26 protein-coding genes and 1 pseudogene are annotated in these 25,819 nt (G+C 71.4%); 10 read left to right on the forward strand and 17 right to left on the reverse strand.

All coding sequences use genetic code 11. The features are described from left to right. Positions 1–144: 144 nt before the first annotated feature. Positions 145–756, forward strand: a complete 612-nt coding sequence (locus J2Z33_RS18810; protein ID WP_209837773.1) for a VPLPA-CTERM sorting domain-containing protein — start codon at positions 145–147, stop codon at positions 754–756. A gap of 37 nt (positions 757–793) precedes the next feature. Here the strand turns inward: J2Z33_RS18810 and J2Z33_RS03040 are convergent, their stop codons facing one another. The 4 genes from J2Z33_RS03040 to J2Z33_RS03055 form a co-directional block, all read right to left on the reverse strand. Then, on the reverse strand, positions 794–1,504 hold the full coding sequence (locus J2Z33_RS03040; protein ID WP_209837775.1) for a ThuA domain-containing protein: 711 nt from the start codon (positions 1,502–1,504) through the stop codon (positions 794–796). A 71-nt stretch (positions 1,505–1,575) separates the two neighbouring features. After that, positions 1,576–2,916 (reverse strand): proline--tRNA ligase, encoded by a 1,341-nt coding sequence (proS, locus tag J2Z33_RS03045; protein ID WP_209837777.1) that lies wholly within the window; start codon positions 2,914–2,916, stop codon positions 1,576–1,578. Between the two features lie 108 nt (positions 2,917–3,024). Then, positions 3,025–3,453 (reverse strand): hypothetical protein, encoded by a 429-nt coding sequence (locus J2Z33_RS03050; RefSeq protein ID WP_209837779.1) that lies wholly within the window; start codon positions 3,451–3,453, stop codon positions 3,025–3,027. A gap of 44 nt (positions 3,454–3,497) precedes the next feature. Beyond that, positions 3,498–4,040: a cupin domain-containing protein gene (locus J2Z33_RS03055; protein ID WP_245218510.1), complete on the reverse strand. Its 543-nt coding sequence runs from the start codon at positions 4,038–4,040 to the stop codon at positions 3,498–3,500. A 169-nt stretch (positions 4,041–4,209) separates the two neighbouring features. Between J2Z33_RS03055 and J2Z33_RS03060 the strand changes: the two genes are divergently transcribed. The 7 genes from J2Z33_RS03060 to J2Z33_RS03090 all read left to right on the forward strand — a co-directional run bounded on the left by J2Z33_RS03060 (position 4,210) and on the right by J2Z33_RS03090 (position 12,108). Further along, complete coding sequence (locus J2Z33_RS03060) at positions 4,210–5,268, forward strand: AI-2E family transporter (RefSeq protein WP_209837781.1); 1,059 nt, start codon at positions 4,210–4,212, stop codon at positions 5,266–5,268. A 10-nt stretch (positions 5,269–5,278) separates the two neighbouring features. Then, positions 5,279–6,094, forward strand: a complete 816-nt coding sequence (locus tag J2Z33_RS03065) for a P-loop NTPase family protein (RefSeq protein ID WP_209837783.1) — start codon at positions 5,279–5,281, stop codon at positions 6,092–6,094. Between the two features lie 23 nt (positions 6,095–6,117). After that, the gene (locus tag J2Z33_RS03070) at positions 6,118–8,283 is read left to right on the forward strand and encodes an RNA degradosome polyphosphate kinase (protein WP_209837786.1); all 2,166 of its coding nucleotides are present in this window, start codon (positions 6,118–6,120) and stop codon (positions 8,281–8,283) included. Between the two features lie 59 nt (positions 8,284–8,342). Continuing rightward, positions 8,343–9,902 (forward strand): Ppx/GppA family phosphatase, encoded by a 1,560-nt coding sequence (locus tag J2Z33_RS03075; RefSeq protein ID WP_245218535.1) that lies wholly within the window; start codon positions 8,343–8,345, stop codon positions 9,900–9,902. A gap of 237 nt (positions 9,903–10,139) precedes the next feature. Then, the gene (locus J2Z33_RS03080; RefSeq protein WP_209837788.1) at positions 10,140–11,234 is read left to right on the forward strand and encodes a helix-turn-helix transcriptional regulator; all 1,095 of its coding nucleotides are present in this window, start codon (positions 10,140–10,142) and stop codon (positions 11,232–11,234) included. A 229-nt stretch (positions 11,235–11,463) separates the two neighbouring features. Continuing rightward, positions 11,464–11,703 (forward strand): DUF1127 domain-containing protein, encoded by a 240-nt coding sequence (locus J2Z33_RS03085; RefSeq protein ID WP_209837790.1) that lies wholly within the window; start codon positions 11,464–11,466, stop codon positions 11,701–11,703. Positions 11,704–11,730: 27 nt separating this feature from the next. Next, positions 11,731–12,108 carry a hypothetical protein gene (locus tag J2Z33_RS03090; RefSeq protein WP_209837792.1) on the forward strand — a complete coding sequence of 126 codons (378 nt, stop codon included), beginning with the start codon at positions 11,731–11,733 and terminating at the stop codon, positions 12,106–12,108. Positions 12,109–12,289: 181 nt separating this feature from the next. On the opposite strand, the pseudogene J2Z33_RS18920 reads toward J2Z33_RS03090, so the two are convergent. Then, positions 12,290–12,514, reverse strand: a pseudogene (locus tag J2Z33_RS18920) (quinone oxidoreductase); the annotation flags it as partial. Between the two features lie 43 nt (positions 12,515–12,557). After that, positions 12,558–12,872 carry an isochorismatase family protein gene (locus J2Z33_RS03095; RefSeq protein ID WP_209837794.1) on the reverse strand — a complete coding sequence of 105 codons (315 nt, stop codon included), beginning with the start codon at positions 12,870–12,872 and terminating at the stop codon, positions 12,558–12,560. Between the two features lie 3 nt (positions 12,873–12,875). Here J2Z33_RS03095 and J2Z33_RS03100 point away from each other — a divergent pair, with 3 nt between their 5' ends. Next, positions 12,876–13,850 (forward strand): LysR family transcriptional regulator, encoded by a 975-nt coding sequence (locus tag J2Z33_RS03100; RefSeq protein ID WP_209837796.1) that lies wholly within the window; start codon positions 12,876–12,878, stop codon positions 13,848–13,850. 362 nt (positions 13,851–14,212) lie between these two features. Here J2Z33_RS03100 and J2Z33_RS03105 read toward each other — a convergent pair whose 3' ends face one another. The 5 genes from J2Z33_RS03105 to scpA form a co-directional block, all read right to left on the reverse strand. Beyond that, positions 14,213–14,635 (reverse strand): hypothetical protein, encoded by a 423-nt coding sequence (locus tag J2Z33_RS03105; protein ID WP_209837798.1) that lies wholly within the window; start codon positions 14,633–14,635, stop codon positions 14,213–14,215. A gap of 39 nt (positions 14,636–14,674) precedes the next feature. After that, entirely contained in the window at positions 14,675–15,688 is a 1,014-nt protein-coding gene (locus tag J2Z33_RS03110; protein WP_209837800.1) for an endonuclease/exonuclease/phosphatase family protein, read from the reverse strand. 13 nt (positions 15,689–15,701) lie between these two features. Further along, positions 15,702–16,382: a molecular chaperone DjiA gene (locus tag J2Z33_RS03115; protein ID WP_209837802.1), complete on the reverse strand. Its 681-nt coding sequence runs from the start codon at positions 16,380–16,382 to the stop codon at positions 15,702–15,704. A 54-nt stretch (positions 16,383–16,436) separates the two neighbouring features. Then, positions 16,437–16,910, reverse strand: a complete 474-nt coding sequence (locus J2Z33_RS03120) for a GNAT family N-acetyltransferase (RefSeq protein WP_209837804.1) — start codon at positions 16,908–16,910, stop codon at positions 16,437–16,439. Positions 16,911–17,056: 146 nt separating this feature from the next. Continuing rightward, entirely contained in the window at positions 17,057–19,186 is a 2,130-nt protein-coding gene (gene scpA, locus J2Z33_RS03125) for a methylmalonyl-CoA mutase (protein WP_209837806.1), read from the reverse strand. Positions 19,187–19,356: 170 nt separating this feature from the next. Here scpA and J2Z33_RS03130 point away from each other — a divergent pair, with 170 nt between their 5' ends. Beyond that, complete coding sequence (locus J2Z33_RS03130; RefSeq protein WP_209837808.1) at positions 19,357–19,890, forward strand: DUF4174 domain-containing protein; 534 nt, start codon at positions 19,357–19,359, stop codon at positions 19,888–19,890. 2 nt (positions 19,891–19,892) lie between these two features. On the opposite strand, the gene J2Z33_RS03135 is transcribed toward J2Z33_RS03130, so the two are convergent. From J2Z33_RS03135 to J2Z33_RS03160, 6 genes are all read right to left on the reverse strand, one after another. Beyond that, positions 19,893–20,756, reverse strand: a complete 864-nt coding sequence (locus tag J2Z33_RS03135; protein WP_209837810.1) for a retropepsin-like aspartic protease family protein — start codon at positions 20,754–20,756, stop codon at positions 19,893–19,895. Positions 20,757–20,781: 25 nt separating this feature from the next. Continuing rightward, complete coding sequence (locus tag J2Z33_RS03140; RefSeq protein ID WP_209837812.1) at positions 20,782–22,782, reverse strand: acetyl-CoA carboxylase biotin carboxylase subunit; 2,001 nt, start codon at positions 22,780–22,782, stop codon at positions 20,782–20,784. 93 nt (positions 22,783–22,875) lie between these two features. Next, entirely contained in the window at positions 22,876–23,091 is a 216-nt protein-coding gene (locus J2Z33_RS03145; RefSeq protein ID WP_209837814.1) for a hypothetical protein, read from the reverse strand. A gap of 136 nt (positions 23,092–23,227) precedes the next feature. After that, complete coding sequence (locus J2Z33_RS03150; RefSeq protein ID WP_209837817.1) at positions 23,228–23,632, reverse strand: hypothetical protein; 405 nt, start codon at positions 23,630–23,632, stop codon at positions 23,228–23,230. After that, complete coding sequence (locus J2Z33_RS03155; RefSeq protein ID WP_209837818.1) at positions 23,632–24,171, reverse strand: DUF6497 family protein; 540 nt, start codon at positions 24,169–24,171, stop codon at positions 23,632–23,634. Before J2Z33_RS03155 ends, J2Z33_RS03150 begins: the two co-directional genes overlap by 1 nt. Next, positions 24,152–25,684, reverse strand: coding sequence for an acyl-CoA carboxylase subunit beta (locus J2Z33_RS03160; RefSeq protein WP_209837820.1), 1,533 nt, complete (start codon positions 25,682–25,684; stop codon positions 24,152–24,154). Before J2Z33_RS03160 ends, J2Z33_RS03155 begins: the two co-directional genes overlap by 20 nt. Between the last annotated feature and the right edge of the window lie 135 nt (positions 25,685–25,819).

Here is a 25,819-nt window from a genome sequence, read left to right on the forward strand (position 1 = left end):
GCCGGAAGGGTCAAGGGCGGGGTCGGGCTAAGCCCTTGGCCGAATTGGGACGGCGATCTACCCAGTTCGGATGAGGGACGGACAATTGCCGCCCCCGGCCCCGCCATCTACTTACGTTTCATCAACCTTTCCAGGAGAATGAACGTGCTAGGCCTCAGATGCGCCGCCGTGGCGGCGGTCCTATCCCTTCCCGTGTCCGCGCAAGCCGTCGTGATCGACTTCGATCCCCTGGAAGCGGAGCACGGCTGGTATTCGCAGATCGGCTACGGCTACGAGGAGGACGGCTTCGAGGTGACCGCGGGCGCCGAGGAGTCCAACGGGCTCGGCGTCTGGGGCACGGAGGGGCCGGGCTACCAGGGCTCGGCGGCGCTGTTCAACGACACGCCGGGCGGGGTCGTGACGCTGCGGCGCATCGGCGGCGGCGCCTTTGCCCTCGATGCCATCGATCTGGCGGGGCTTTATGCCGCCAGCGCGGCCTCGATCACCTTCGACGCCATCCTCGCGATCGGCGGGACGGCCTCGCAGACGTTCCAGCTCGACGCGCTGGCCGGGTTCGAGACTTTCACGTTCGGCAGCCTGTTCGACGACATCCTGTCGGTGTCGTGGATGCAGTCCTCGCCCTATCACCAGTTCGACAACATCGCGGCCGACTCGGCGTCGGGCACGCCGGCCCCGGTCCCGCTGCCGGCAAGCCTGCCGCTGCTGCTGGGCGCGCTGGGGGCGGTGGCCCTGGTCCGGCGCGCGCGGACGGCCTGACGGCCCGGCGGCCCGCCCAGGAGGGTGGGCCCTCGCCTCACCAGTGGCTGCCGGGGCTCTGGAGGTGCTCCACCCCCTGCCCCGCCGCCAGCGCCTTGCCGGCGGCGGCCCAGAGGAGGCCCCGGCGCAGCATCTCGAAGGGGGTCCCTTCGGCGATCACGTCGGCCTTGTGGCCGAGGGCGTTGTAGTAGACGCGGCCGAGGCCCCAGGCCTTCGTCCAGGCGACCGGCATCTCCACCTCGCCGTTGGGGGCGTGATACCAGGGCACCGTCGGGAAGGTGGTGGTGGCGAGGACGCGGTTCGCCGGATCGACGTGCAGGTAGTATTGCTCGGTCGCGACCTCGAAGTCGGGGAGGCCCCGGACCAGCGCGTCGTCGGGGCGGGTGATCCGCACCGTGTAGCGCTGGCCGTCGCCGCCGGGGTGCGCGACCCACTGGCCCCCCGTCATGAACTGCCAGAGCGGGTTGCCCCGGAAGGCGTCGCACATCCCGCCGTGGCAGCCGGCGAGGCCGGTGCCGCGCGCCACCGCCTCGGAGACGTTCGTCGCGCGTTCGCGCGACAGGTCGCTCATGGTCCAGACCGGCACGAGGAGGTCGAGGGCGCGGAGCGCGTCGGCGTCGTCGAAGCAGTCGAGGGAGTCGGTGACGGCCACCTCCGCCCCCTCGGCTTCCAGCATCCGGCGGAACAGGTCGGCCACGCGGTCGGGCTCGTGCCCCTCCCAGCCGCCCCAAGTGATGAGTGCCTTCATGCGTTGTCCTCCCCGGCGCGGAAGGGACAGGATTCGGCCGGGACGGTCAAGCCGCCCCGGCCACGTCGGGATCAGGGATGCGCGGCGTAGATTTGCGCCACGCGGTCGATGGCGGCGTCGGGGGACATCTCCTCGCTCTCGCCGGTGCGGCGGGAGGTCAGCTCCACGACGCCGGTCTTTAGGCCGCGCGGGCCGACGGTGATGCGCCAGGGCAGGCCGATGAGGTCGGTGGTCGCGAACTTCTCGCCCGCCCGGGCGTCGCGGTCGTCGTAGAGCGGGTCGAGGCCGCGCGCCTGGAGGCCCTTGTAGATCGCCTCGCAGGCGGCGTCGGCCTCGCTGTCGCCCTGCTTGAGGTTGACGATGGCGGCGTGGAAGGGGGTCACGCCCTCGGGCCAGATGATGCCCTTGTCGTCGTGCGACGCCTCGATGATCGCGCCGAGGAGGCGGGAGACGCCGATGCCGTGCGAGCCCATCTCGACGGGGACCTTGCGGCCGTCGGCGGTGGCGACGGTGGCGCCCATGGCCTCGGAATACTTGGTGCCGAAGTAGAAGATCTGGCCGACCTCGATGCCGCGCGCCACGCGGCGGCGCTCCTCGGGGACCTGCTCGAAGGCGGTGGCGTCATGCGTCTCGTCGGTGCGGGCGTAGAGCGACGTGAATTCCCGGCAGATGGCGGCGACCTCCTCCCGGTCGTCGTAGTCCACCTGGCGGTCGCCGAGCTTGAGGTCGGTCACGGCGGAGTCGTAGAAGACCTCGGACTCGCCCGTGCTCGCCAGCACCAGGAACTCGTGGGTGTTGTCGCCGCCGATCGGGCCCGAGGCGGCGCGCATCGGGATGGCGGTCAGGCCCATGCGTTCATAGGTCCGCAGGTAGCTGACCATGTGGCGGTTGTAGGCGTGGAGCGCGGCGTCGCGGTCGAGGTCGAAGTTGTAGCCGTCCTTCATCAGGAACTCGCGCCCGCGCATGACGCCGAAGCGGGGGCGCATCTCGTCCCGGAACTTCCACTGGATGTGGTAGAGCGTCAGCGGCAGGTCCTTGTAGGAGGACACCGAGGAGCGGAAGATGTCGGTGATCATCTCCTCGTTGGTGGGACCATACAGGAGCTCGCGCTTCTGGCGGTCGGTGATCCGCAGCATCTCCTCGCCGTAGTCGTCGTAGCGGCCGGATTCGCGCCAGAGGTCCGCCGTCTGAAGGGTGGGCATCAGGAGCGGGATGTGCCCGGCGCGGCCCTGCTCCTCGTGGACGATCCGCTCCACCCGCCGCAGGACCTTGAGGCCGAGGGGGAGCCAGGAGTAGATGCCCGCCGCCTGCTGCTTGATCATGCCCGCGCGCAGCATGAAGCGGTGCGAGACGATCTGCGCCTCCGCCGGGTTTTCCTTGAGGACGGGGAGGAAGTAGCGGGAAAGGCGCATTCGCTGGTCCTTGGCGGCGGGTTCATCGGGCCGCGCCGTGTTAGGGCACTGCAACGGGCCGGGCAAGCCAAGCCTGCCCGGCCCCGCACTCGTCACGCCCCCGGAGGGTCACACCGCGCCGATCGCCGCGCCGAGGCGTGCCCCATGCCCGGAGGCCTGGGCCACGCCGAATCCATAGCGCAGGACCGTGAACAAAAAGATAAGCATGGAGCCGAAGCTCAGGAACGCGCCCAGGACGATGACGGGGAAGCCTTCGGGCCGACCCGCGATCTCCACGGCGAGGCCGCCGGACATCAGCAGGACGCCGGGGATGGCGAGGGCGGCGTGGACGCGCGGGAGCCGGCCCTGCGCCGCGCGCGGGGTCAGGCGGTAGTAGATCGCGAAGAGGGCCATGGTCACCCAGCCCAGGAGGTTGAGGTGGGCGTGGACGGGGGCGAACTGGAAGTTGCCGGTCGGCCCCATCCAGAGGCCGAGCACCATGCCGGCGGTCACGCAGAGGACGGCGGACAGGAAGAAGACGTTGGCGATGTCGCGCATTTGAAGGGTCCTGAAGAAACAAGGGTAGGTGAAAGGGTCCGGCCTCAGAGCGGCGAGCCGGTGAAGGTGGCGCCGTGCCGCCCGGCGCTCTCGATGACGGCGGCCATGTCCTCGGGGAGGCGGCAGGCCCGTTGGGCCATCTCGGCGAAGAAGCCCTCGAAGCCGCCGGGCGTCAGGATCAGGAGGTGGCGCGAGGCGGTGAGCGCGCGGAACGTGTGCTCGGTCCCGCGCGGGATGAAGGCGGCCTCGCCCGGTCCCTTGCGGAAGGTCCGACCGGCGACCCAGAACTCCACCTCGCCGGTGAGGATGACGAAGCATTCGTCCTCGCGCGCGTGGACGTGTCGCGGCGGGCCGGAACGGGCGGGCGAGGTGCTGTCCACGATGGACAGCGCGCCACCCGTGGCGGCGGCGGGCAGGATCGCGCGGTAGGTCGTGCCGTTCCAGTCGTGCAGGGGCGCGGCCCCGTCAGGAGCGGGCGCGGAAACGGGCATGGCGCAACGGCCGAGGAGGTCGCGGGCCATGCGCGCGCCGAGGTCGGTCCTGCCGGGATCGGCCGCCATGGGACGGCGGCGGGAAAAGGCGTTCATCTGATGCTCCGGTGGAAATGGGGCGTTGGGAAATTCTCAATGGTTGCAGGCTAGACCGGGGGCGGGGGCCGGCGAAAGTCAGGGAATCCCCACCCGGGGCCGCCCGTCCTTGCCAAGCGGCGGGGCGTCGGCCACATCTGGGCGGGTCAGCGAAGGGGGACGGACCGCGATGGCGGTGACGGTGGGGCAGCAGGCGCGGATCTGGGGGGTGGTCGCGCTCGTCCTCTTCCTGCTGCTGTGGTTCCTGGGCGACGTGCTCCTCCCCTTCGTCCTGGGGGCGATCCTGGCCTATCTCCTCGATCCCCTCGCCGACCGGCTGGAGCGGGCGGGCGTGCGGCGGGTCTGGGCGGTGGTGCTCATCACCCTGTCGGCGATCGTGGCGATGGTGGTGGCGGTGCTTCTCATCATCCCGACGCTGGTGGGTCAGGCGACCGCGCTGGTGGAGGTGGCCCCGCAACTGGGGGAGCAGCTCAGCGCCCGCCTCCTCCTGTGGTTCCCCGAGCTCGCGGACGAGAGCAGCGTCCTGCGCCAGCAGGTCACGGAGATCGCGCAGGGGCTCCAGGCCCGGGGCGGGCAGCTCCTCAACACGCTCCTCAGCTCGGCGGTGGGGGTGCTGAACTGGCTCCTGCTGATCGTCGTCGTGCCGGTGGTGACGTTCTACCTGCTGCTCGACTGGGACGCGATGGTGCGGCGGATCGACGACCTCCTCCCCCGCGAGCACGCGCCGACGATCCGCGCGCTGATGCGGGACTGCGATGACCGGCTCGCGGCCTTCATCCGGGGTCAGGGCCTCGTCTGCCTGATCCTGGGCACCTACTACGCGGCGGCGCTGATGGCGGTGGGGCTCAACTTCGGTCTCGTGGTCGGCGCGATCGCCGGGGCGTTGACCTTCATCCCCTACATCGGCGCCCTGGTCGGGGGCATCCTCGCCATCGGCCTCGCGCTCTGGCAGTTCTGGGGCGACTGGGTCTGGATCGTGGCCGTCTGGGCGATCTTCCAGTCGGGCCAGTTCGTGGAGGGCAACTTCCTGACGCCGAAGCTGGTGGGGGAGCGGGTGGGCGTGCATCCGGTCTGGCTGCTGTTCGCGCTGTCGGCCTTCGGGGCGCTGTTCGGCTTCCTGGGCGTCGTCGTGGCGGTGCCCGTGGCGGCGGTGCTGGGGGTGCTGGTCCGCTTCGGCATCGGCAAGTACAAGGGTAGCCGCCTGTATCGCGGCACGCCGCTGCCATGAGCCGACGCGGATGAGCGGCGACCTGAACGACGGCCTGGGCGACGGCTTGGGCGACGGCTTGGGCGACGGCTTGGGCGATGGGCAGTTCAGCCTCTTCGCGGGCGAGGACTGGCCCGAGACGCCCCGCCGCGCCGCCCGCACCACCGCGCCGGCGCTGGACGCGGAGCAGCTGTCGTTCGACTGGACCCTGCCCGTCGCGCTGGGGCCCGAGGACTTCTTCGTCTCCGAGTCCAACGTGGACGCCCATGCGATGGTCGCGGGCGGGTTGCGCTGGCCCGAGGGGAAGCTGGTGCTGGTGGGGCCGGAAGGGTCGGGCAAGACCCACCTCGTCCGCATCTGGCAGGGGCTGGCCGGGGCCGAGCGGCGCGACGCGCGGGAGCTGTCGCCCGACCTGCCCGCCCCCGGCGCGGGGGTGGCGGTGGAGGACCTGGAGTCCCTGCCCCGCGAATCCGAGACGGCGCTGTTCCACCTGCACAACCACCTGCTCGCCACGGGAGGGCGGCTCCTGCTGACCTCGGACCGGCCGCCGGCGCGGTGGAGCATCCGGCTCCCCGACCTCGCCTCGCGGATGCAGGCGACCACGGTGGCGCGGCTGGAGGCGCCCGACGACGCGCTGCTGGAGGCGCTGCTGGCCAAGCAGTTCGCCGACCGGCAACTGTTCCCCGCGCCCGGCGTGCTGGCCTTCGTCGCCCGCCGCATCGAGAGGTCGCACGCCGCCGCCGCCGCCGCCGTGGCGGCTCTCGACCGCGCCAGCCTGTCCGAGGGACGGCGCGTCAGCCTCGCGCTGGCGCGACGCCTGCTCGACAGCGGCGAGCCCCCGCCGTGACGCCCGATCCCGGAGAACCGACCATGCCCGACGCGGACTTCCTCAAGGCGCCCTTCCCGACCCCCCTCGCCCCGCCGGCCGACATGATCGGCCCGGCGCGGTTCTTCAACCGCGAGCTGAGCTGGCTGGGCTTCAACTGGCGCGTGCTGGAGGAGGCGCAGAACCCGCGCGTGCCCCTGCTCGAACGGCTGAGATTCCTGTCGATCTCGGCCACCAACCTCGACGAGTTCTACACCGTCCGCGTCGCCGGCCTGCGCGAGCTGGCCAAGGCGGGCAACGTCACCCCCTCGCCCGACGGACTGACGCCGGCGCGGCAGCTCCAGCTCATCGACGCGGAGGCGCGGCGGCTCATCGCGCGGCAGCAGGCGACCTGGGAGGTGCTGAAGGCCAAGATGGCGCAGGAGGGGATCACGCTGCTGACCCGCGCCGAGGTGGCGGACGGCGACCGCGACTTCCTGGAGGAGGTGTTCCTGGGCCGGGTCTTCCCGATCCTGTCGCCGCTGGCCATCGACCCGGCGCACCCTTTCCCCTTCATCCCGAACGAGGGCTTCGCCCTCGCGCTCGCGCTGGAGCGGGTTACGGACCGGCGCGCGCTGCGGGCGCTGCTGCCGCTGCCGCCGCAGGTGGACCGCTTCATCGCGCTGCCCACCGCCGGAGGGCACCGCTTCCTGCCGCTGGAGGAGATGCTGCTCCTGCATCTCGACCGGCTGTTCCCGGGCTACCGGCTCACCGGGCACTGCGCGTTCCGGGTGCTGCGGGACAGCGACCTGGAGGTCGAGGACGAGGCCGAGGATCTCGTGCGGGAGTTCGAGACGGCGCTGAAGCGGCGGCGGCGGGGCGAGGTCGTGCGGCTCAAGATCACCGCCGAGGCGCCGCCCTCGCTCAAGGCTCTGGTGATGGACAACCTCCATGTCGAGCCCCAGGAGGTCGTGGAGGTCGAGCGGATGCTGGGCATCGGCAGCCTGTCCGAGCTGGTGCTCGACTCGCGGCCCGACCTCCTTTGGCCGCCCTTCGCGCCCCGGGTGCCCGAGCGGGTGACGGACCACGGCGGCGACCTCTTCGCCGCCATCCGGCAGAAGGACATGCTGCTCCACCACCCCTACGAGACCTTCGACATGGTGGTGCGCTTCCTCCAGCAGGCGGCGCGCGACCCGGACGTGGTGGCGATCAAGCAGACGCTGTATCGCACCTCGCGCAACTCCCCGATCGTGGACGCGCTCTGCGAGGCGGCCGAGGATGGGAAGTCGGTGACGGCGCTGGTGGAGCTGAAGGCGCGCTTCGACGAGGCCGCCAACATCCGGCAGTCGCGGCGGCTCGAACGGGCGGGGGCGCACGTCGTCTACGGCTTCACCACGCTCAAGACCCACGCCAAGATCAGCGTCGTGGTGCGGCGCGAGGGGGAGCGGCTGGTCACCTACACGCATTTCGGGACCGGCAACTACCACCCGATCACCGCGCGCATCTACACGGACCTGTCGCTGTTCAGCACGGACCCCCGGCTGGGGCGCGACGCGACCAAGGTGTTCAACTACGTCGGCGGCTACGCCACGCCCGAGGGGCTGGAGAACCTCGCCATCTCGCCGCTCACGCTCAAGCCGCGGCTGCTGGAGCTGATCGCGGCCGAGGCCGAGCACGCACGCGCGGGCAAGCCCGCCGCGATCTGGCTCAAGGTCAATTCGCTGACCGACGAGGACCTGATCGACGCGCTTTATGCCGCGTCCCAGGCGGGGGTGAAGGTCAGCATCGTCGCGCGCGGCATCTGCGGGTTGCGGCCCGGCATCGCCGGGCTGAGCGAGAACATCCGGGTCAAGTCGATCATCGGGCGCTTCCTCGAACACAGCCGGATCGTCTGCTTCGGCAACGGCCATGGCCTGCCCGCGCGGCGGGCGCGGGTGTTCATGTCCTCGGCGGACTGGATGGGGCGCAACATGGACCGGCGCGTCGAGACGCTGGTCGAGGCGATGAACCCCACCGTCAAGGCGCAGATCGTCGATCAGGTCATGGCGGCGAACCTGGCCGACACGGCGCAGAGCTGGGTCATGGCCCCGGACGGCAGCTTCGCCCGCGCCAAGGCGCCCGAGGACGGCGGCTTCTCGTGCCACAAGTTCTTCATGGAGAACCCGTCCCTCTCGGGGCGGGGCTCCAAGGGCGCGGCGGACGTGCGCCCGCTCACTCTCGGGGAGGCGTGAGGGGGATTGACCCCCGCCGCCCCGGCTCCACCTTCGCGCAGACCAGCACAGGCATGACCATGGCCCCCGACGCCGACCTCCTCATGGGCGCTCCGACGAACCCGGTCTGGGGGGACGCCCGGCCCCTCTTCGACGGCGCGGCGGGCGAGACGCTCCATGTCGGCGTGATCGACGTGGGCAGCAACTCCGTCCGCTTCGTGGTCTTCGACGGCGCGGCGCGGAGCCCGGCCTACTTCTACAACGAGAAGATCATGTGCGCGCTGGGCGCCGGGCTGTCGGAGACCGGGCGGCTCAACCCCAAGGGGCGAGTGCGTGCGATGGACGCGCTCTGCCGCTTTGCCGCGCTGGCGCGGGGCATGGGGCTGGAGACGATGATGGCGGTCGCCACGGCGGCCGTGCGCGAAGCCGAGGACGGCCCCGCCTTCGTCGAGGAGGTCGAGCGCAAGACCGGCCTGCGGCTGCAGGTCATCCCCGGCGACGAGGAGGCGCGGCTGTCGGCGCAGGGGGTGCTCCTGGGCTGGCCGGGCTCCTACGGGCTCGTCTGCGACATCGGCGGCGCGTCGATGGAGCTGGCCGACCTCGCCAATGGCAGGGTCGGACGGCGCGTGACCTCGCCTTTGGGCGGGCTCAAGCTCCAGGAGGTCAAGGGCGGCCCGAAGGCGCTGACCAAGCACATCACGGACGCGGTGGCCCGCCTGCACGAGCAGATGGACCGCGAGACGGGGATGCGGCTCTTCCTCGTGGGCGGATCGTGGCGCGCGATCGCGCGGGTGGACATGGACCGCCGGCAGTGGCCGCTGACGGTGCTGCACGAATACCGCATGACCCCGGCCGCCGTGGCGGCGACGCGGGCGCATATCGAGGGCGCGGACCTGAACGCCGACCGCAAGCGGCTCGGCATCTCCGAGGACCGGATGGCCCTGGTCCCCGTTGCGGTGCAGGTGCTGGACGAGCTCTGCCGCGTGTTCCGGCCCAAGGACATCGCGATCAGCTCCTACGGCATCCGCGAGGGGATGCTGTACGAACGGATGCCCAGCACCCTGCGCGAGCGCGACCCCCTGCTCGAAGCCTGCCGGTTCCAGGAGAGCCGCGATGCCCGCCTGCCGGGCTTCGGCCGCGTGCTGTTCAACTTCGTCCTGCCCTTGTTCCCCGGCGCGGACTGGCAGCGCCGGCGCATCATCGAGGCGGCCTGCCTGCTCCATGACGTGAACTGGCGCGCGCACCCGGACTACCGGGCCGAGACCTGCGTGGACGCGGCGACGCGCGCCAACCTCGGCGGCATTAAGCACGAGGAGCGGGTCTACCTGGGTCTGGCGCTGCTCTACCGCTACTCCTCGCGCCGCGAGGGGACGCGGTTCGACCGGCTGTTCCGGCTGCTGTCGGACGCCGACGCCCGCGAGGCCGAGGTGCTGGGGCGCGCGATGCGGCTGGGGGCGATGCTCTGGCTCGGGGCGCACGACGCACCCGGGGCGTTCCGCTGGCGGCCGGAGAAGGGGACGCTGACGCTGACCGTCGAGGCCCGCGCGCGGCCGCTGTTCGGCGAGGTGGCCAAGGCGCGGCTCGACGCCTTGGCGCAGGCCATGGGCGCGGTGGCGAAGGTCGCCTTCACCGACGACTGAGGGGGAGGCAGCCGAGATCCGATCCGGGCGGACGGGCTGCGGTCGCTGGCATCGAGGCTGTCGGGCGATCAATGGCACCCGCCGGCGTTGCACCCCAGGCCTTTCCCCCAAACGGGGGAGACGCGCGATGCTCGACTGAGCTATAGGTTTAGCAGCCGGGCCGTGCCGTGGCAGCTATCCTTCCGTTCATCCGTCGGCCGGCCTCGGTGGTGTGGGGCAACGAGAGGAGCGGTTGTCATGCGGGTGGATCCGACGTTCTCCGATCTGGTCGGGCGCATCTACGACTGCTCGCTGGACAAGGACCTGTGGCCCGCCGTCCTGGGAGAGATCTGCGGCGTCCTGAACGGCAAGCTGGCGGACATCTCGGTGTCCGACCCGCTGGGCCGCTCCTTTTCGGTCCAAGCGAGTCATGGCTGGGAGCCCGAGCTGCTGGCGCGCGTTATCCGCCACGCCCCGATCAACCCCGCGTTGCCCCACGGCCTTGTGCACCCGGTGGGCGAGCCCTGGTGCGGCTCGCGCGAGATGGGCGTGGACCGGTTCCGCCGCAGCCTCTACTGGCGCACCTGCATGGAAGGACAAGGGACCCTCGACCTCGTGGCGGTCATGATCACCCGCAAGGCAAGCGAGATCGGCTTCTGGGAGGTGACGGGCGGCGAGGAGCGGGGCGTGTTCTCGGACGAGGATCTCGACTTCGCCCGCGCCATCACGCCCCACATCCGCCGCGCCGTCGAGATCTCGGGCCTGATCCGCAACCAGGCCGGCACCGAGCGGTCGCTGCACGGGATGCTGGAGAGGCTGTCGGCGGCCGCCCTGATCGTCGCGCCCGACGGCACGATCCGGTTCCGCAACGCGGCGGCCGAGGCCGAGCTGCGCGACGGCTCCTTCGTGCGGGAGGCCGCGGGGCGGCTCGTCGGGGCGCGGGCGGAGGTGGCGCGACTGCTGGCCCATCTCGGCGACCATCCCATGCGGCAGGACGGCTGCGATCTCGTGGTCGCCAACGCGGCGGGCCGGCGGCTGCACGTCACCTGGGCCTGCCTCGACCGGGTGGCCGAGGCGGCGGACGCGCCCTTCCTGGTCCTGCTCCGCTCGCCCGAGCCAGACCTCCGCACGCCCCTGGGGCTGGCCTCGGAGCTTTACGGGCTGACCCGCGCCGAGACCGAGACGCTGGCGCAGATGCTGGAGGGGCGGAGCCTCGACGAGGCCGGGGCGGTCCTGGGCGTCGCCCGCTCCACGGTGAAGACGCACCTCGACGGCCTCTTCGCCAAGACGGGCACCCGCCGGCAGGCCGAGCTCGTGGCCCGCGTCATGGGGCTGGTCACGGCGCTGCGGTGATCCTCGCCCGCCGGTGAACGCGAGGCGTCTCCCCCGAATGGCGGACGCGCGACCGTTCGGGTTCAGGCAGGCTCAGGGGGCCGGCTCTCACGCCGGCCCGTGCCGAGTCGGGAATGGCCCCCTGTCCCTAGAGAGGGCCGATCCTTCCGTTCCGAGGGGGGCCGCGACGCCTCCAGCCGATGGCCCCCCTCGCGTTCCCATCGCCGAACCCGCGCCATGGAGTCCCGCCATGTCCGACCTCCGCCTGGCCCACGTCGTCCCGCTCCACCCTTGGAGGCTCCGGGACCGGCTGATCGAGCTGCTTTCCAGCCACGCCGAAGCCGAGGCGATCCGCCGATCAAGCGAGAGGCTGGCCGAGTACGACGACCGCCTTCTCGACGACATCGGCCTGACGCGCGAGCAGGCGACGGGGTGCGCGCCCCGGCCCGGCTGGGCCGCGCCGGACTGGTGGAAGACACGCCCCCTCTGACCCGTCCTTGTCCCTCGGGAGGCCGCGATGCGCTTCGTCCCTCTCCTGGCCCTCTGGCCCGCCCTGGCCGAGGCTCAGGACGTCACCCGCTTCGCCTGGGGCGCTCCCGTGAATGGCTCCGCGCCCTCGGGGCTGTCCCTGGAGCCCTGCCACCTGCCCTGCGTCGCCGTCGTGCGGTTCGACAACACGCTCGTCACCACCGGCGCCAGCCTTGACGTCCCCGTGCGCGCGACCCTGGCGATCTCCGGCCTGAGGATGCTCGTCACGGTGGAGAACGGGATGGGCCTGACGCCCGATCTCCTCCGGGTCCGGCCGCCGCCGGGCACCGCGGCCGAGCCGCACGAGGTGCTGGTGGACGACAACGCCACCGGCCGCGTGCGTGTCGTGCTGGCGCCGACGAGCTAGGTTGCCGCAGCATCATCGCCGCACGATCGGCATGGCGGGCGGTCGCGCGCGGGACCAGGGGGCATCCGTTGCGCGCGGAGGTCGAGATTGCCACGCCGGTCGGAGCGCTGCAACGCCGCGCCGGACGGGGTTGCCAGCCGCTCGCCCCCGACCGGGGCGAGGTTCGGCCCCCGACCTCCGCCCCCACAGCCGTCACGATGCCCGGGCAGTCCCAGCCCAGCGTCACGGGCAAGGGGCGCCCGGCCGCCGTCGCCGTCGCGCCCGAGCGGGTCCTCCACTCGATGGGGTTGGCCACGCCTGCGACGACGCGGGCCAGCACCTCGTCCGTGGCCGGCGCGGGCACCTCGACCTCGTCGATCCGCAGGAGCGACGGGCCGCCCTGGGCGTGGATGCGATCGGCCCTCATGGGCGAGCCTCCGGAGGTGGATCTTCGGGCCGGAGCAACCCCTTCAGGCGGCGGTCAGGAGCGGGAAGGCCACGGCGCCGGCCGGGCTGGCCCAGTTGCCCACCAGCTCGGCCACGACGGCGTTGGTGGTGGTGAGCCGCACGCCCGCGCGCTCCATGCGCCGCCACGCCATCTCCTCGGCGATCTGGTTCGACGATCCGCAGGCGTCGCAGGCCACCTGCACGTCGTGGCCCTCCTCCATCGCGCTGATGGCGGGGGCCACCATGCACACGTCGGTGGTCACGCCCGCCATCAGGAGGTTGCGCCGTCCGGGCGCCCGGCAGGCCGCCGCGAAGTCCGGGTCGTCCCAGGCGTTCACGACGTGGTCTTCGACGCGGTGGCCGCGAGCGGCTCCGTCACGGCCGCAGCGCAGCGGCTCGCTCTCAGCCAGCCCGCCGTGAGCCATGCGCTCAACCGCCTGCGCGATCCGCTCTTCGTGCGCAGCGGGAACCGGCTGGTGGCCACGCCCCGCGCGGAGGGGATGATCGTCCCCGTGCGCGAGGTGCTGGCCACCGCAGGGCGCCTCTTCGCGACGCAGTCCTTCGACCCGGCGACGACGACGCAGACCTTCCGCATCGCCGCCACCGACTATTCCATGATGACGGTCGTCCCCGACCTCGTGCGGCTCCTCCGGCAGCAGGCTCCGGGTGGCACGCTCGACATCCGGCCCTTCGATGCGCGGGCGCTGGGCCAGCTTGAGGACGGCGATCTCGATGCCTCGTTCTGGGCGGCCGAGCGTCCCGGCGCGCCGTTCGGGGCGCGGACGCTCTTCCGCGAGACCTACCTGGGACTGGTCTGCGCGTCGCACCCCCTGCTGGGCAAGGCGAACGAGGGGACGCTCACGGTCGGGGACTACCTCGCGCACCCGCACGTCATGGCGCGCTGGAGCGACCCCCGGCAAAGCCCGGTGGACGCGCGGCTCGCGGCTCTGGGGCACGCGCGGCGGGTCGCGGTCACGACGCCCAACTTCGCCGCCAACATCGCGGCCCTGCCGGGCACGGACCTCATCATGACCCTGCCCTCGCGCCTGTGCGGCACGCTGGACGGGCGCGCGGTCCTGGCGATCCCGCGCCCGGGCGTTCCGGGGGAGGCCATCCCCCCCAGCGACACCGACGCGACCGCGCCCAGGGGCCTCGGGGCCGGACGGCGAGGCGGCGGTCGTCCTCAACGGCCCGCACGGGCCGCCCTCCCCGCGCGAGGTCCACGGCTTCAGCCGCCAAGAGGTCGCGCGGATCGGGACCGAGCCTGCGGCGCAGGTGCCCGCCCGGCGCGGCCGTGCCGCCATCCCCATGGATGAACCTGTGCCGCAGCCGCGCGGGCGCGCGGGGGGCATCGCGATCTCGGCGTCGCGGAGGGCTCCCTCCCCCGCCATGATCCGGTCCTTCGTCCGCTGCACGTCGTTCCTCCTGCAAGGGGCCACGATTCGGCCCGTATGCGAGGAGGATGCCGGAACGGGGTTAACGGGGTCCGACAGCAACGAGCGGTCGGGGCCGGTTCGCGCAACACCCCCCGGAGGGGGCGTAGGATGGAGGGTTCGGGCGCGATCCGGCTGGGGCGGGCCGCCCCGCGCCTGGGCGGGCACGGCTCTTCTGGACAGGCCGCAGGGTGGAGGTTCAGCCCCACCGTCCCGACGGTCACGGCGTGGGGTGGAGCCCCACCCTACAGCTCGGTCTGCGGCTCGGCAGGGCCAGATTCGGGGCCAGACTCGGGGCCAGGCTCGGGCGGGGTCCAGTCCGGCGCGTCGGGGCTGCGGCGCAGGATGATGTCGCCATTGGGCAGGATCACCGGGGATTCGTAGTTCGAGATCGAATCGATCCGGCCGAACACCTCCACGAAGGCGGGACCCATCTCGCTCGCGAGGAGGGAGAAGGTCGGCAGATACTCGCCGGCGATGCCCCCGAGATCCGGCAAGGCGAGGTCGGGGAGCGCCAGCTCGGGCAGCGCGGGCGCCTCCTCGCCGAGGAGGCCGCGCAGGAAGCCGGTTCCCTGGTCGAGGAGGCTCTGCCCCTCTCCGGTGTCCTGGGCGTGGAGCGGGGCCGCGAGGAGCGCCGCGGCGAGCGCGAAGGGGATGAGCTGTGCCATGCCCCCCATATGGGGACGATCACGCGCCGTTGAAGGGCGTCAGAGGTCGATGTCGAGCGTGACCGGGAAATGGTCGGACGCGTGGAGGAGCGCGGTCCGCAGGCGTTCGTCCTTCCAGCAGGCGGCGTCGTCGAAGGGGTGCCAGATGCGCCAGCGGGGTCGCAGCGCCCGGAGGTCCGGCGAGACCATGACGTAGTCGAGCAGCGCCGACAGCCAGCGCCCGCCGGGGTTGGCCTCGTCGGGGTTGGCCTCGTCGGGGGGCAGCCGGAAGCGGGCGGTGGCGGGCTGGGCGGCGGTGGGACCCGCCAGCGCGCGGGCGGCGTGTGGGTCGTGGAGGCGGGTCGGCCCCTCGCCCAGCACGATCTCGACGCCCGAGCGGCCGAAGACGGCCTCGTGCTCGTCGATGCCGGGGCCGTCGTTGAAGTCGCCCAGCACCACCAGCGGGTCGCCCGCCGCGAGGTGCCGGTCCACGCGGGCGCGCAGCCAGAGGCACTGGGCGAGCTGCTTGCGGCGGTTCTCGATGGCGATGCGGCGGGCCTGGGCGGCATTGCGCGCGCCGTGCGGGGCCTTGGACTTGGCGTGGACGCCGATGAGGCGCAGCGCGCGGCCCCGAGGGGTGAGCAGCGCGGCCTCCAGCGGCGCGCGGCCCCAGGTCACGGGCTCCGGGCGGCCGTCGCCGTCGAGGTCGGCGCGGAAGGTGCCGTCGAAGCGGGGCGGGTCGCCGCCTTGCGGGTCGTGGACGGCGGCGAGGCGGTCGGGATCGTGGAGGAGCGCGATCTCCTGCCGGGTGCCGGAGGGGAAGCCGGTCAGCACGGCGCGGGCGCGCAGGCCCGCCGCCCGCGCGAAGGGGCCGAGCGTGCGGGCGGGGTCGTCGGGGGCCTCGATCACCAGCAGGGCGTCGGCGTCGAGCGCGCGCAGGACATGGGCCAGCCCCTCGGCCTGCTCGCGCCGCGTGACGCCCTCGCGCCCCGACGGGGCGTCGTCGGCCAGCAGGCGGCCCCGGTCGTCGAACAGGCGGCCGAGCCATTCGACGTTGTAGGTCGCGAGCCTCATGGTTCGGACAGCATCAGGCGGCCTTGGCCGAGATGCGCTCCCACGCCTGGTTGATGCAGATGAGGCGCTTCTCGGCCAGGCGGATCGCCTCCTCGGGGAGGCCGTGGGCGAGGAGGCGGTCGGGATGCGTCTCGCGCACCAGCGCCCGCCAGGCGGCGCGGGCCTCCTCCAGGGACGCGCCGTGGGGGACGCCCAGCACGTCGTAGGGGTCGCGCTCGGCGTCGGGGACGAACTCGGCGCGGATGCGGAGGAACTCGGGCTCGGGCAGGTGGAAGATCTCGGCCACGCGGGCGATGAACCGGTTCTCCTCGGGGTGGTAGTCGCCGTCGGCCACGGCGATGTGGAACAGCCCCTCCAGCAGGTCGCCAAGCTGCGCCGCCCCCTCGCCGAACATGGCGCGGATGCGGCGGGCGTAGTCCTCGAAGCCGGCGGTGTCCTGCCGGGCAAGGTCGTAGACGCGGGCGACGTTGCCCTCCTCGCCCTCGGGGATGATGAAGACCTCGCGGAAGGCCGCGACCTCGTTGCGGGTCACGAGGCCGTCGGCCTTGGCGATCTTGGCCCCGAGCGCCACGGTGGCGATGGCGAAGCCCACGGTCTTTTCCGGGGGCGTGCGGAGCTGCTCGAAGAGGGTGGACAGGCCGTCGCCCCGCGCGAGGCGGGCGAGCAGGTCGGTGACGCGGGTCCAGATGGACATGAGGGCGATCCTTCGGGGCAGAACGGTCACGGACGGAAACTCATGGCCGACGGCTCACAGGCGGCGGCCCATGAGCACGAGATCGAGCCAGCGGCCGAACTTGTAGCCCACCTCCGGCAGGCGTCCATGCTCCGTGAACCCGCAGGCGGCGTGGAAGGCGATGGCGGGGGCGTTCCCGGCGCTGATCGCCCCGATCATCATGTGCTTGCCCTGTCGGGCGGCGGCCTCGGCCAGCGCGTCGATGAGGTGGCGGCCGATCCCGCGCCCCTGCGCCTCGGGGGCGAGGAGGATCGTGTGCTCCACGGTGCGGGCGTAGCCGTTCCCCGGCCGGAAGGGGAAGCAGCGGGCGAGGCCGAGGACGCGATGGCCGTCGTCCCAGACGAGGAAGGGGTCGGGGGTTTCGGTGAGAGCCGCGATCTCCGCCTCGGAGCGCTCGGTGGTGTGGAAGATGTGGGTGGTTTCGCGGATCACCGGCGTCCAGATGGCGTGGAGGGCGGCGGCGTCGGCGGCCTGCGCGGGGCGGATCACGGGCGGGCCTTGCGGGGCGGGAGGAAGGTCACGAGGGGGTCCTTGCGGGGGTGGCGCGCGCGAGGGTGATACGCCCGCGCCGCGCCTGCCTCAATGCGCCTGCCCTCTCAACTTGGCCCTAAATACGCAAGCGACGCCGGCCCCCGTCACGCCGTCTCCAGGCGGGCGGCGCGGATGAGGTCCAGCACCTCCTTGGCCGCCTTGGGGATGGAGGTGCCCGGCCCGAAGATCGCGCTGACGCCCGCCGCCCTGAGCGCCGGGTAGTCCTGCGCCGGGATCACGCCGCCGCAGACCACGAGGATCTCGCCCGCGCCGGCGGCCCGCAGCGCCTCGACCAGCCGGGGCGCGAGGGTCAGGTGCCCCGCCGCTTGGCTGGAGATGCCGACCACGTGCACGTCGTTGTCGAGCGCGTCCTGCGCCGCCTCCTCGGGGGTCTGGAACAGCGGCCCCACGTCCACGTCGAAGCCGAGGTCGGCGAAGGCGGTGGCGATGACCTTGGCGCCGCGGTCGTGGCCGTCCTGGCCCATCTTGACCACCAGCATCCGGGGGCGTCGCCCCTCCTCGTCGGCGAAGCGGTCCACCTCGGCGCGGATGGCCTCGAAGCCCTCGTCGCCGTCCCAGGACTGGCCGTAGACGCCCGAGAGCGTGCGGACCGAGGCGACGTGGCGGCCGAACACGTCCTCCAGCGCGGCGCTGATCTCGCCCACCGTGGCGCGGGCGCGGGCGGCGGGGATGGCGAGTTCCAGGAGGTTGCCGTCGCCACGCGCGCCCTCGCGCAGCGCGTCCAGCGCCGCCTGCACGGCGGATTCGTCGCGGCTGGCACGCACCTCGGCCAGCCGGGCGACCTGCGCGGCGCGGACGGCGTGGTTGTCGATGGCGCGGATGTCGATGGGCTCCTCGCCCGCCGCGCGATACTTGTTGACGCCGACGATCACCTCCTCGCCCCGGTCGATGAGCGCCTGCCGCCGGGCCGCCGTCTCCTCGATGCGGAGCTTGGGCATCCCCGAGGCCACGGCCTTGGTCATGCCGCCGAGCGACTCCACCTCCTCCATCAGCGCCCAGGCGGCGTCGGCCATCTCCTTGGTCAGCGCCTCGACGTAGTAGGAGCCGCCGAGGGGATCGACGACCTTGGTGACGCCCGTCTCCTCCTGAAGGATCAGTTGCGTGTTCCGGGCGATCCGCGCGGCGAAGTCCGAGGGCAGCGCCATGGCCTCGTCGAACGAGTTGGTGTGGAGCGACTGGGTGCCGCCGAGGACCGCCGCCAGCGCCTCGTAGGCGGTGCGGACCACGTTGTTCATCGGGTCCTGTTCCTGCAAGCTGACGCCCGAGGTCTGGCAATGGGTCCGCAGCATGAGGGATTCGGCCTTCTGCGCCCCGAAGCCCGACATGATCCGGTGCCACAGGAGCCGCGCGGCGCGGAGCTTGCTGGCCTCCATGAACAGGTTCATGCCGATGGCGAAGAAGAACGACAGGCGCGGCGCGAAGCTGTCCACATCAAGGCCCCGCGCGATGGCGGCGCGGACGTATTCCCGCCCGTCGGCCAGCGTGAAGGCCAGCTCCTGCACGAGGTTCGCCCCCGCCTCCTGCATATGGTAGCCGGAGATCGAAATGCTGTTGAACTTGGGCATCCGGGACGCCGTGTGGGCGATGATGTCCGACACGATCCGCATCGAGGGCTCGGGCGGATACACGTAGGTGTTCCGCACCATGAACTCCTTGAGGATGTCGTTCTGGATCGTGCCCGAAAGCCGGTCCTGCCCGACGCCCTGCTCCTCGCCCGCGACGATGAAATTGGCGAGGATCGGGATGACCGCGCCGTTCATGGTCATGGAGACCGACACCTTGTCGAGCGGGATGCCGTCGAAGAGGATCCTCATGTCCTCGACCGAGTCGATGGCGACGCCGGCCTTGCCGACGTCCCCCTCCACGCGCGGGTGGTCGCTGTCGTAGCCGCGATGGGTGGCGAGGTCGAAGGCCACCGACACGCCCTGCTGCCCCGAGTCCAAAGCTTTGCGGTAGAAGGCGTTCGACTCCTCGGCGGTGGAGAAGCCGGCGTATTGCCGGATCGTCCAGGGGCGGCCCGCGTACATCGTGGCGCGCACGCCGCGCAGGAAGGGCGCCTCGCCGGGGAGGCCGGGGTCGAGGCCGTCCGTGTCGGCGGCGGTGTAGAGTGGCTTGATCGGCAGCCCCTCCAGCGTGCGCCAGGTCAGCGTCACGGGGTCGCGGCCCTTCAGCTCGGCCCGCGCCCGCTCCTCCCATGACGAGATGTCGGTCATTCCCATCCCTCCGCCCTCTCGGTTTCACTCGGTTGTGGCACGCCGGGCCGGAGCGCGCGAGTCCCCCGCGCCGCCGTTAGCGCCCGAACCGGCGCGGAAAATACGCGGTCCTGGGGTTCTTCGGAGGCCCTGCCCTACGAACGGGGGGACGGGCCGCCTATATCGGGGGCATGACCCATGCCCTCGCCCTCGCTGCCCTGCTCCTCGCGACCCCGGCCTGGGCGCAGGAGGCGGCCCCGGCCGCCCCCCCGATCGCCTCGGCCTCCGAGGCGGCGCCCGTCGATGTTCCCGCCGATGACCCCGCCGACCCGGTGGCCGCCTGGGAGGCGGACCGGACGGCGGTGCTGGACGCCGGGGCCGTGGACCTTTCGGCCTTCGAGTATGTCGCGCGGCCCCTGGTCATCTTCGCCGACAGCCCGCGCCAGCCGCAGGTGGAGGAGCAGCTCCGCCTGCTGGCGGCCGACCCCGAGGCGCTGGCGCGGCGCGACGTGGTGGTGATCCTCGACACCGACCCCGAGGCGCGGAGCCCGGCGCGGCAGTCGCTGCGGCCCCGTGGCTTCGGGCTGGTGCTGGTGGACAAGGACGGCCGGGTGACGCTGCGCCGCCCCGCGCCGCTGTCGGTGCGCGAGATCGGCCGCGCCATCGACCGGACGCCGCTGCGGCAGGAGGAGGTCAGGAACGGACGAGGGTCGGACCTTGAATAAAACTATGGCCTGATGAGTAGGTCTGAACCTTGAATTGAGACTTGTCCGAATTCACGCAGGACGCTCATGCCGAGGAGCGAACTTCCCGTGCTGTAATCCGGGGGTGCAATCAGCACCGATTGGTTCTGCAAATGCAAGCCAAAAAGCGTCAGGTTCCTGACCGTTCCACGAGCAAACAAGGCCTCCCCAGCCGCTGTCATAACTGGAACATCGAACGCGAGATTGGTTAGATCAAACCCAATCGCCGAAGCGTCACTAGAAGTTAGAAGAACAAAGCTTGCCCCAGTGTCAACGAGCATTTTAATCGTGATACCGTCCAATTGCGGTTCAACACGAAAATGCCCATCGGAATCAGCCTGAACAATCACCTCTTCAGATTCGCCATCTTTATCAACAGGCGCAACCGGCTGGATCATCATTTCGGGCCAATACTTCCAACCGAGTTCATTCGACCTTGCGCTAAGCCGGTCAGCTTCAGAATTTCCGAAGTTCCCCACAAGTGCATCGCGTAGTTGGGAGGTGCTCTGACTATATGAGCTCAGCCACTGACCCCACTCATATGCACACTTTGTCTCGCGAGCGATTCCTTCTTGCCGGAAGCCCTCGCACACAGCCATCAATGAGAAAGGAGCAATTCTGGCCTGAGCTGAAATAGAATCGTAAGCACGAATGATTTGCTCCCACCGCAGATCACGTAGTTCAGCCGCCAGCTGCGCCTCCAAGGGAGCACAGACGAAAGAGTTATGCTCACATCGACCGCTGACAGCTCGATCAAGTTCAGCTATTCTATCATCTATTTGATCGGCGACGAGAGGGTTTGCAGAACAAAGGACTAGGAACCCCGCAATCCGATGAACATTAAACATCAAGCGTTTCCTTCGAAGCCGAGGATCACGCGAACTCCAGGATCACCTGATCGACCGCCAGCGTCTCGCCCTCCCGCGCCTTCAGCGCGCGGACGCGGCCCGGACGCTCGGCCTTGAGGGTGTTCTCCATCTTCATCGCCTCGACGGTGGCGAGGGCCTGGCCCTCTTCCACCTCCTCGCCCTCGGCGACCAGCACCCGCGTCAGCAGCCCCGGCATCGGGCACAGGAGCGCCTTGGACGTGTCGGGCGGAGCCTTGACGGGCATCAGGGCGGCCAGTTCCGCCTCGCGCGGGGTGCGGACATGGACGCGCAGGTCGGCGCCGCGCGTCCGCAGCCGGAAGCCGCCCGTCGCCTTCTGCACCTTGAGAACCAGCGGCCGCCCGTCCACCGTCAGCGCGGCCAGCGGCTGGCCGGGCGTCCACGGCCCCTCGACGCGGAGCAGCGTGCCGTCCTCGAAGGTCACGTCCGCGCCGCCGGGCTCGGCCAGGATGCTGACGCGGTGGGGGTCGTCGCCCACCTGCACCACCCAGTCCGAGCCGACCTTGCGCTCGTGGTTGTCGAGCCGGCCGCCGATGCGCGCCCGCCGGATCTCGGCCACGCGGTGCATCGCCACGGCGGCGGCGGCGACGCGGCGGACCTCGGTCGCCGGAAGCTGGACGCCCTTGAACCCTTCGGGCCATTCCTCGGCGATGAAGGCGGTGGTGATCGCCCCCTCGCGGAAGCGCGGATGCTCCATGACCGCCGACAGGAAGGGCAGGTTGTGGCCGATCCCCTCCACCTCGAAGGAGTCGAGCGCCTGCGACATGGCGTCGATGGCCTGCCCGCGCGTGGGGGCCCAGGCGCAGAGCTTGGCGATCATCGGGTCGTAGAAGCGGCTGATCTCCCCGCCCTCGGTGACGCCGGTGTCGTTGCGGATCACCGCGTCGCCTTGGGGCCCCTCGGCCGGGGGCCGGTAGCGGGTGAGGCGGCCGGTGGAGGGCAGGAACTTGCGGTAGGGGTCCTCGGCGTAGAGGCGGCTCTCGACGGCCCAGCCGTTCAGCGGGATCTCGCCTTGCGTGAACGGCAAGGGCTCCCCGGCGGCGACGCGGATCATCTGCTCCACGAGGTCGATGCCGGTGATGAGCTCCGTCACCGGATGCTCCACCTGAAGCCGGGTGTTCATCTCCAGGAAGTAGAAGTTGCGGGCGCCGTCCACGATGAACTCGACGGTCCCGGCGCTCTCGTAGCCCACGGCGCGGGCGAGGGCGCAGGCCTGCTCGCCCATGGCGCGGCGGGTGTCGGGATCGAGGAAGGGGCTGGGCGCCTCCTCCACGACCTTCTGGTTGCGGCGCTGGATCGAGCATTCGCGTTCATGGAGATACACGGTGTTGCCGTGCCTGTCGGCGAGGACTTGGATCTCGATGTGGCGGGGCTGGTCCACGAACTTCTCGATGAAGATGCGGTCGTCGCCGAAGCTGGCCTGCGCCTCGTTCTTCGAGGCCTGGAAGCCCTCGCGCGCCTCGGCGTCGCTCCAGGCGATCCGCATCCCCTTGCCGCCGCCGCCCGCCGACGCCTTGATCATCACCGGATAGCCGATGCCCTGGGCGATCCGCACCGCCTCCTCGGCGTCGGCGATCAGGTCCATGTGGCCGGGGACGGTGCTGACGCCGGCCTGCGCCGCGATGCGCTTGGAGGTGATCTTGTCGCCCATCGCCTCCACGGCCGAGGCCGGGGGGCCGATGAAGGCCACGCCCTCGGCCGCCAGCGCGGCGGCGAAGCGGGGGTTCTCGCTGAGGAACCCATAGCCGGGATGCACGGCCTCGGCCCCCGACGCGCGCACGGCGGCCATCACGCGGTCGATGTCGATGTAGCTTTGCGCCGCCGGGGCGGGGCCGATCAGGTGCGCCTCGTCGGCCATGCGGACATGGAGCGCGCGGGCATCGGCCTCGGAATACACGGCGACCGTTCGGATCCCGAGCCGGCGGGCGGTCTTGATGACGCGGCAGGCGATCTCGCCCCGGTTGGCGATCAGGATCTTGCGGAACATGGGAGCCTTCGTGCGGACAGGGGGGACAAGACAAAGGCCGCCGGAGCGCGAACCCCGGCGGCCTTGCGAAGCGGGGGCGTCACGCCCCGAGGATCAGCGGCAGTTCGGGGCGCCGGGCGCGACCGAGCAGGACACGGCGCCGGCCGCGCCGCCGATGAGCGCGCCGTTGAGGGCGGATTCGCCGGTGACGGCCGCAATGCCCGCGCCGATCGTGGCGCCGGTCGCGGTGCGTTCGAGATCGGTGTCGCCGCAGGCGGACAGGGTCGCGGCGACGCCGAGGACGGCGAGCAGGCGAAGGGTGGTGGACATGTCGGTTCTCCAGATAATGTGGCCCCAGATGATCCCAGGGATGCCACTGTCAACGTAGGGGCGCAAGGCGGGGTTTCCCCGCCTCGGCGGGATGCCGTCACGACACGGGGAACCGGGCGACGACAGGCGGGCGCGCTCACTCGTCCTCCCCCTCGTCCCAGTCGTCGCCGTCGTCCGGCTCCGCCGCCGCGTCCTCGGCGAAGACCCGGGGGAAGGCCGCGCGGGCGCGGGCCACGTCGATCCGCAGGAGCGCGTCATAGCTCTTCGGGTCGAACGGCTCCTCGGCCGGGACGACCTCGCGGCCCAGAAGCCAGGACAGCCGCCCCGCGTCGAGGTTGCCGCGCACGAAGGGCTCCTCGCCGAAATGCTCCCAAAGGGCGCGCAGGAAGGCCTCGTCGGCGGCGCGGTCGATCGCCTTGCGGTCGCGGAACCTCTCGCGCGCGACCAGCGGCGTCGCGCCCTTCTTGCGGTTCTCGTGGCGGATGGTGAACTGAAGGTCCGAGCTGGGCAGGCGGCCAGGGAATCCCTTGTGCTTCTCCATCAGAAGGCCTGCGGGACGCAGGTCCCGTCCTCGATGCGGAAGCCCTCGAAGAACTGCACGGCCTCGGGATCGGCGGCTCCGAACGCCACCTCGCGATCCGAGAGCGCGACCACCACCTCGGCGGGCGCCCAGCCGTTGGCGGCCAGCGCGGGCAGCGCCATCGCCTCGCAGAGCCAGCCGAAGTCGCCCGCCACGGCGTCATAGCCGGCCCCCTCCCCGCCCAGGCCCGGCACCACCAGCCGGAACCGCGCCAGCCCGCCCGGCGCGGCATCGGACAGCCCGCCGCTGGAGAGGGCCCCGGGTTCCGCGCGGGCGGGCGCGGCGTCGAGAGGCTCGGCCTCGTCCAGCGGTCCCTCGGGGAGCCCCTCGGGGTCGGTGCCCGCGTCGGGCGCGAGAAGGACGGCCGCGGTCTCCAGCACCACGTCGTAGAGCGTGGCGGCGCGGCCCGAGGGGAGCGTCACCTCCTGCGCGGCGACGGGCCCGGCCAGGGCCAGGGCCGCCGCAGCCGCCAGGCTCCGGTCAGAGCGGAATGTTGTCATGCTTCTTCCACGGGTTCTCGAGCACCTTGTTGCGGAGCATCGCGAAGGCACGGGCGACGCGGCGGCGGGTCGATCGGGGCTGGATCACCTCGTCGATGAAGCCGCGCTCGGCGGCGACGAAGGGGTTGGCGAAGCGGTCCTCGTAGTCGCGGGTCCGCTGGGCCAGCGCCTCCGAATCGCCCCTCTCGGCGCGGTACAGGATCTCGACGGCCCCCTTGGCGCCCATCACCGCGATCTCGGCGGTGGGCCAGGCGTAGTTCACGTCGCCCCGCAGGTGCTTGGAGGCCATCACGTCATAGGCGCCGCCATAGGCCTTGCGGGTGATGAGCGTGACCTTGGGCACCGTCGCCTCGGCGTAGGCGAACAGCAGCTTGGCCCCGTGCTTGATGATGCCGCCGTATTCCTGCGCGGTCCCCGGCAGGAAGCCCGGCACGTCCACCAGCGTCAGGATCGGGATGGAGAAGGCGTCGCAGAACCGCACGAAGCGCGCGGCCTTGCGCGAGGCGTCGATGTCGAGGCAGCCCGCCAGCACGGTCGGCTGGTTCGCCACCACGCCCACGGTCGATCCTTCCAGCCGGATGAAGCCGGTCAGGATGTTCTTCGCGAACTCCCCCTGGATCTCGTAGAAATCGCCTTCGTCGGCGATCTTCGCGATCAGCTCCTTCATGTCGTAGGGGGTGTTCGCGCTCTCGGGGATCAGGGTGTCGAGGCTGGGCTCGACGCGCGCGGGGTCGTCGAAGAAGGGCCGCACCGGCACGGGCGTCCGGTTCGACAGCGGCAGGAAGTCGATGAGCCGCCGCGCCTCGATGATCGCCTCCACGTCGTTCTCGAAGGCGGCGTCCGCGACCGAGGACTTGCGGGTATGGGTCAGCGCGCCGCCCAGCTCCTCGGCGGTGACGACCTCGTTCGTGACGGTCCGCACCACCTCGGGTCCGGTCACGAACATATACGATGTGTCCTTCACCATCAGGATGAAGTCGGTCATCGCCGGGGAATAGACCGCGCCGCCCGCGCAGGGGCCCATCACGAGGCTGATCTGCGGGATCACGCCCGAGGCCAGGACGTTGCGCTGGAACACCTCGGCGTAGCCCGCGAGCGAGGCCACCCCCTCCTGGATGCGCGCGCCGCCGGAATCGTTGATGCCCACCACCGGGGCGCCGTTGCGGATCGCCATGTCCATGATCTTGCAGATCTTCTGGGCATGGGTCTCCGACAGCGACCCGCCGAACACCGTGAAGTCCTGGCTGAACACATAGACCAGCCGCCCGTTCACCGTGCCCCAGCCGGTCACCACGCCGTCGCCCGCCGGGCGGTCGCGGTCCATGCCGAAGTCGGTGGCGCGGTGCGTCACGAACATGTCGAACTCCTCGAAGGAGCCCTCGTCGAGCAGCAGCTCGATCCGTTCCCGCGCCGTCAGCTTGCCGCGCGCGTGCTGCGACCGGATGCGCGCCTCGCCGCCGCCGAGGCGGGCCGCCGCCCGCCGGGCCTCCAGCTCGTTCAGGATGTCGTTCACGGGTTCCTCCACGTTCCGCCCCGTCGATGTCCGGGCGCGGCGTGACCTGCACGAAAACCCAATCGCGCGCCATTGCCAATCCCCCCGGGACGCTGGTTGCGCTAACCCTTGGCCTGCGGCACCACGGGGCGCGTC

The organism is Rubellimicrobium aerolatum, assembly GCF_017872975.1.
Classification (GTDB): Bacteria; Pseudomonadota; Alphaproteobacteria; order Rhodobacterales; family Rhodobacteraceae; genus Rubellimicrobium; species Rubellimicrobium aerolatum.

Excerpts from the sequence above, each read along its gene's own strand:
- J2Z33_RS03040 (WP_209837775.1), bottom strand. The coding sequence starts at position 1,504 with ATGAAGGCACTCATCACTTGGGGCGGCTGGGAGGGGCACGAGCCCGAC.
- proS (WP_209837777.1), bottom strand. The coding sequence starts at position 2,916 with ATGCGCCTTTCCCGCTACTTCCTCCCCGTCCTCAAGGAAAACCCGGCG.
- J2Z33_RS03050 (WP_209837779.1), bottom strand. The coding sequence starts at position 3,453 with ATGCGCGACATCGCCAACGTCTTCTTCCTGTCCGCCGTCCTCTGCGTG.
- J2Z33_RS03055 (WP_245218510.1), bottom strand. The coding sequence starts at position 4,040 with ATGAACGCCTTTTCCCGCCGCCGTCCCATGGCGGCCGATCCCGGCAGG.
- J2Z33_RS03060 (WP_209837781.1), top strand. The coding sequence starts at position 4,210 with ATGGCGGTGACGGTGGGGCAGCAGGCGCGGATCTGGGGGGTGGTCGCG.
- J2Z33_RS03065 (WP_209837783.1), top strand. The coding sequence starts at position 5,279 with ATGAGCGGCGACCTGAACGACGGCCTGGGCGACGGCTTGGGCGACGGC.
- J2Z33_RS03070 (WP_209837786.1), top strand. The coding sequence starts at position 6,118 with ATGCCCGACGCGGACTTCCTCAAGGCGCCCTTCCCGACCCCCCTCGCC.
- J2Z33_RS03075 (WP_245218535.1), top strand. The coding sequence starts at position 8,343 with ATGGCCCCCGACGCCGACCTCCTCATGGGCGCTCCGACGAACCCGGTC.
- J2Z33_RS03080 (WP_209837788.1), top strand. The coding sequence starts at position 10,140 with ATGCGGGTGGATCCGACGTTCTCCGATCTGGTCGGGCGCATCTACGAC.
- J2Z33_RS03085 (WP_209837790.1), top strand. The coding sequence starts at position 11,464 with ATGTCCGACCTCCGCCTGGCCCACGTCGTCCCGCTCCACCCTTGGAGG.
- J2Z33_RS03090 (WP_209837792.1), top strand. The coding sequence starts at position 11,731 with ATGCGCTTCGTCCCTCTCCTGGCCCTCTGGCCCGCCCTGGCCGAGGCT.
- J2Z33_RS03105 (WP_209837798.1), bottom strand. The coding sequence starts at position 14,635 with ATGGCACAGCTCATCCCCTTCGCGCTCGCCGCGGCGCTCCTCGCGGCC.
- J2Z33_RS03110 (WP_209837800.1), bottom strand. The coding sequence starts at position 15,688 with ATGAGGCTCGCGACCTACAACGTCGAATGGCTCGGCCGCCTGTTCGAC.
- J2Z33_RS03115 (WP_209837802.1), bottom strand. The coding sequence starts at position 16,382 with ATGTCCATCTGGACCCGCGTCACCGACCTGCTCGCCCGCCTCGCGCGG.
- scpA (WP_209837806.1), bottom strand. The coding sequence starts at position 19,186 with ATGACCGACATCTCGTCATGGGAGGAGCGGGCGCGGGCCGAGCTGAAG.
- J2Z33_RS03130 (WP_209837808.1), top strand. The coding sequence starts at position 19,357 with ATGACCCATGCCCTCGCCCTCGCTGCCCTGCTCCTCGCGACCCCGGCC.
- J2Z33_RS03135 (WP_209837810.1), bottom strand. The coding sequence starts at position 20,756 with ATGTTTAATGTTCATCGGATTGCGGGGTTCCTAGTCCTTTGTTCTGCA.
- J2Z33_RS03140 (WP_209837812.1), bottom strand. The coding sequence starts at position 22,782 with ATGTTCCGCAAGATCCTGATCGCCAACCGGGGCGAGATCGCCTGCCGC.
- J2Z33_RS03145 (WP_209837814.1), bottom strand. The coding sequence starts at position 23,091 with ATGTCCACCACCCTTCGCCTGCTCGCCGTCCTCGGCGTCGCCGCGACC.
- J2Z33_RS03150 (WP_209837817.1), bottom strand. The coding sequence starts at position 23,632 with ATGGAGAAGCACAAGGGATTCCCTGGCCGCCTGCCCAGCTCGGACCTT.
- J2Z33_RS03155 (WP_209837818.1), bottom strand. The coding sequence starts at position 24,171 with ATGACAACATTCCGCTCTGACCGGAGCCTGGCGGCTGCGGCGGCCCTG.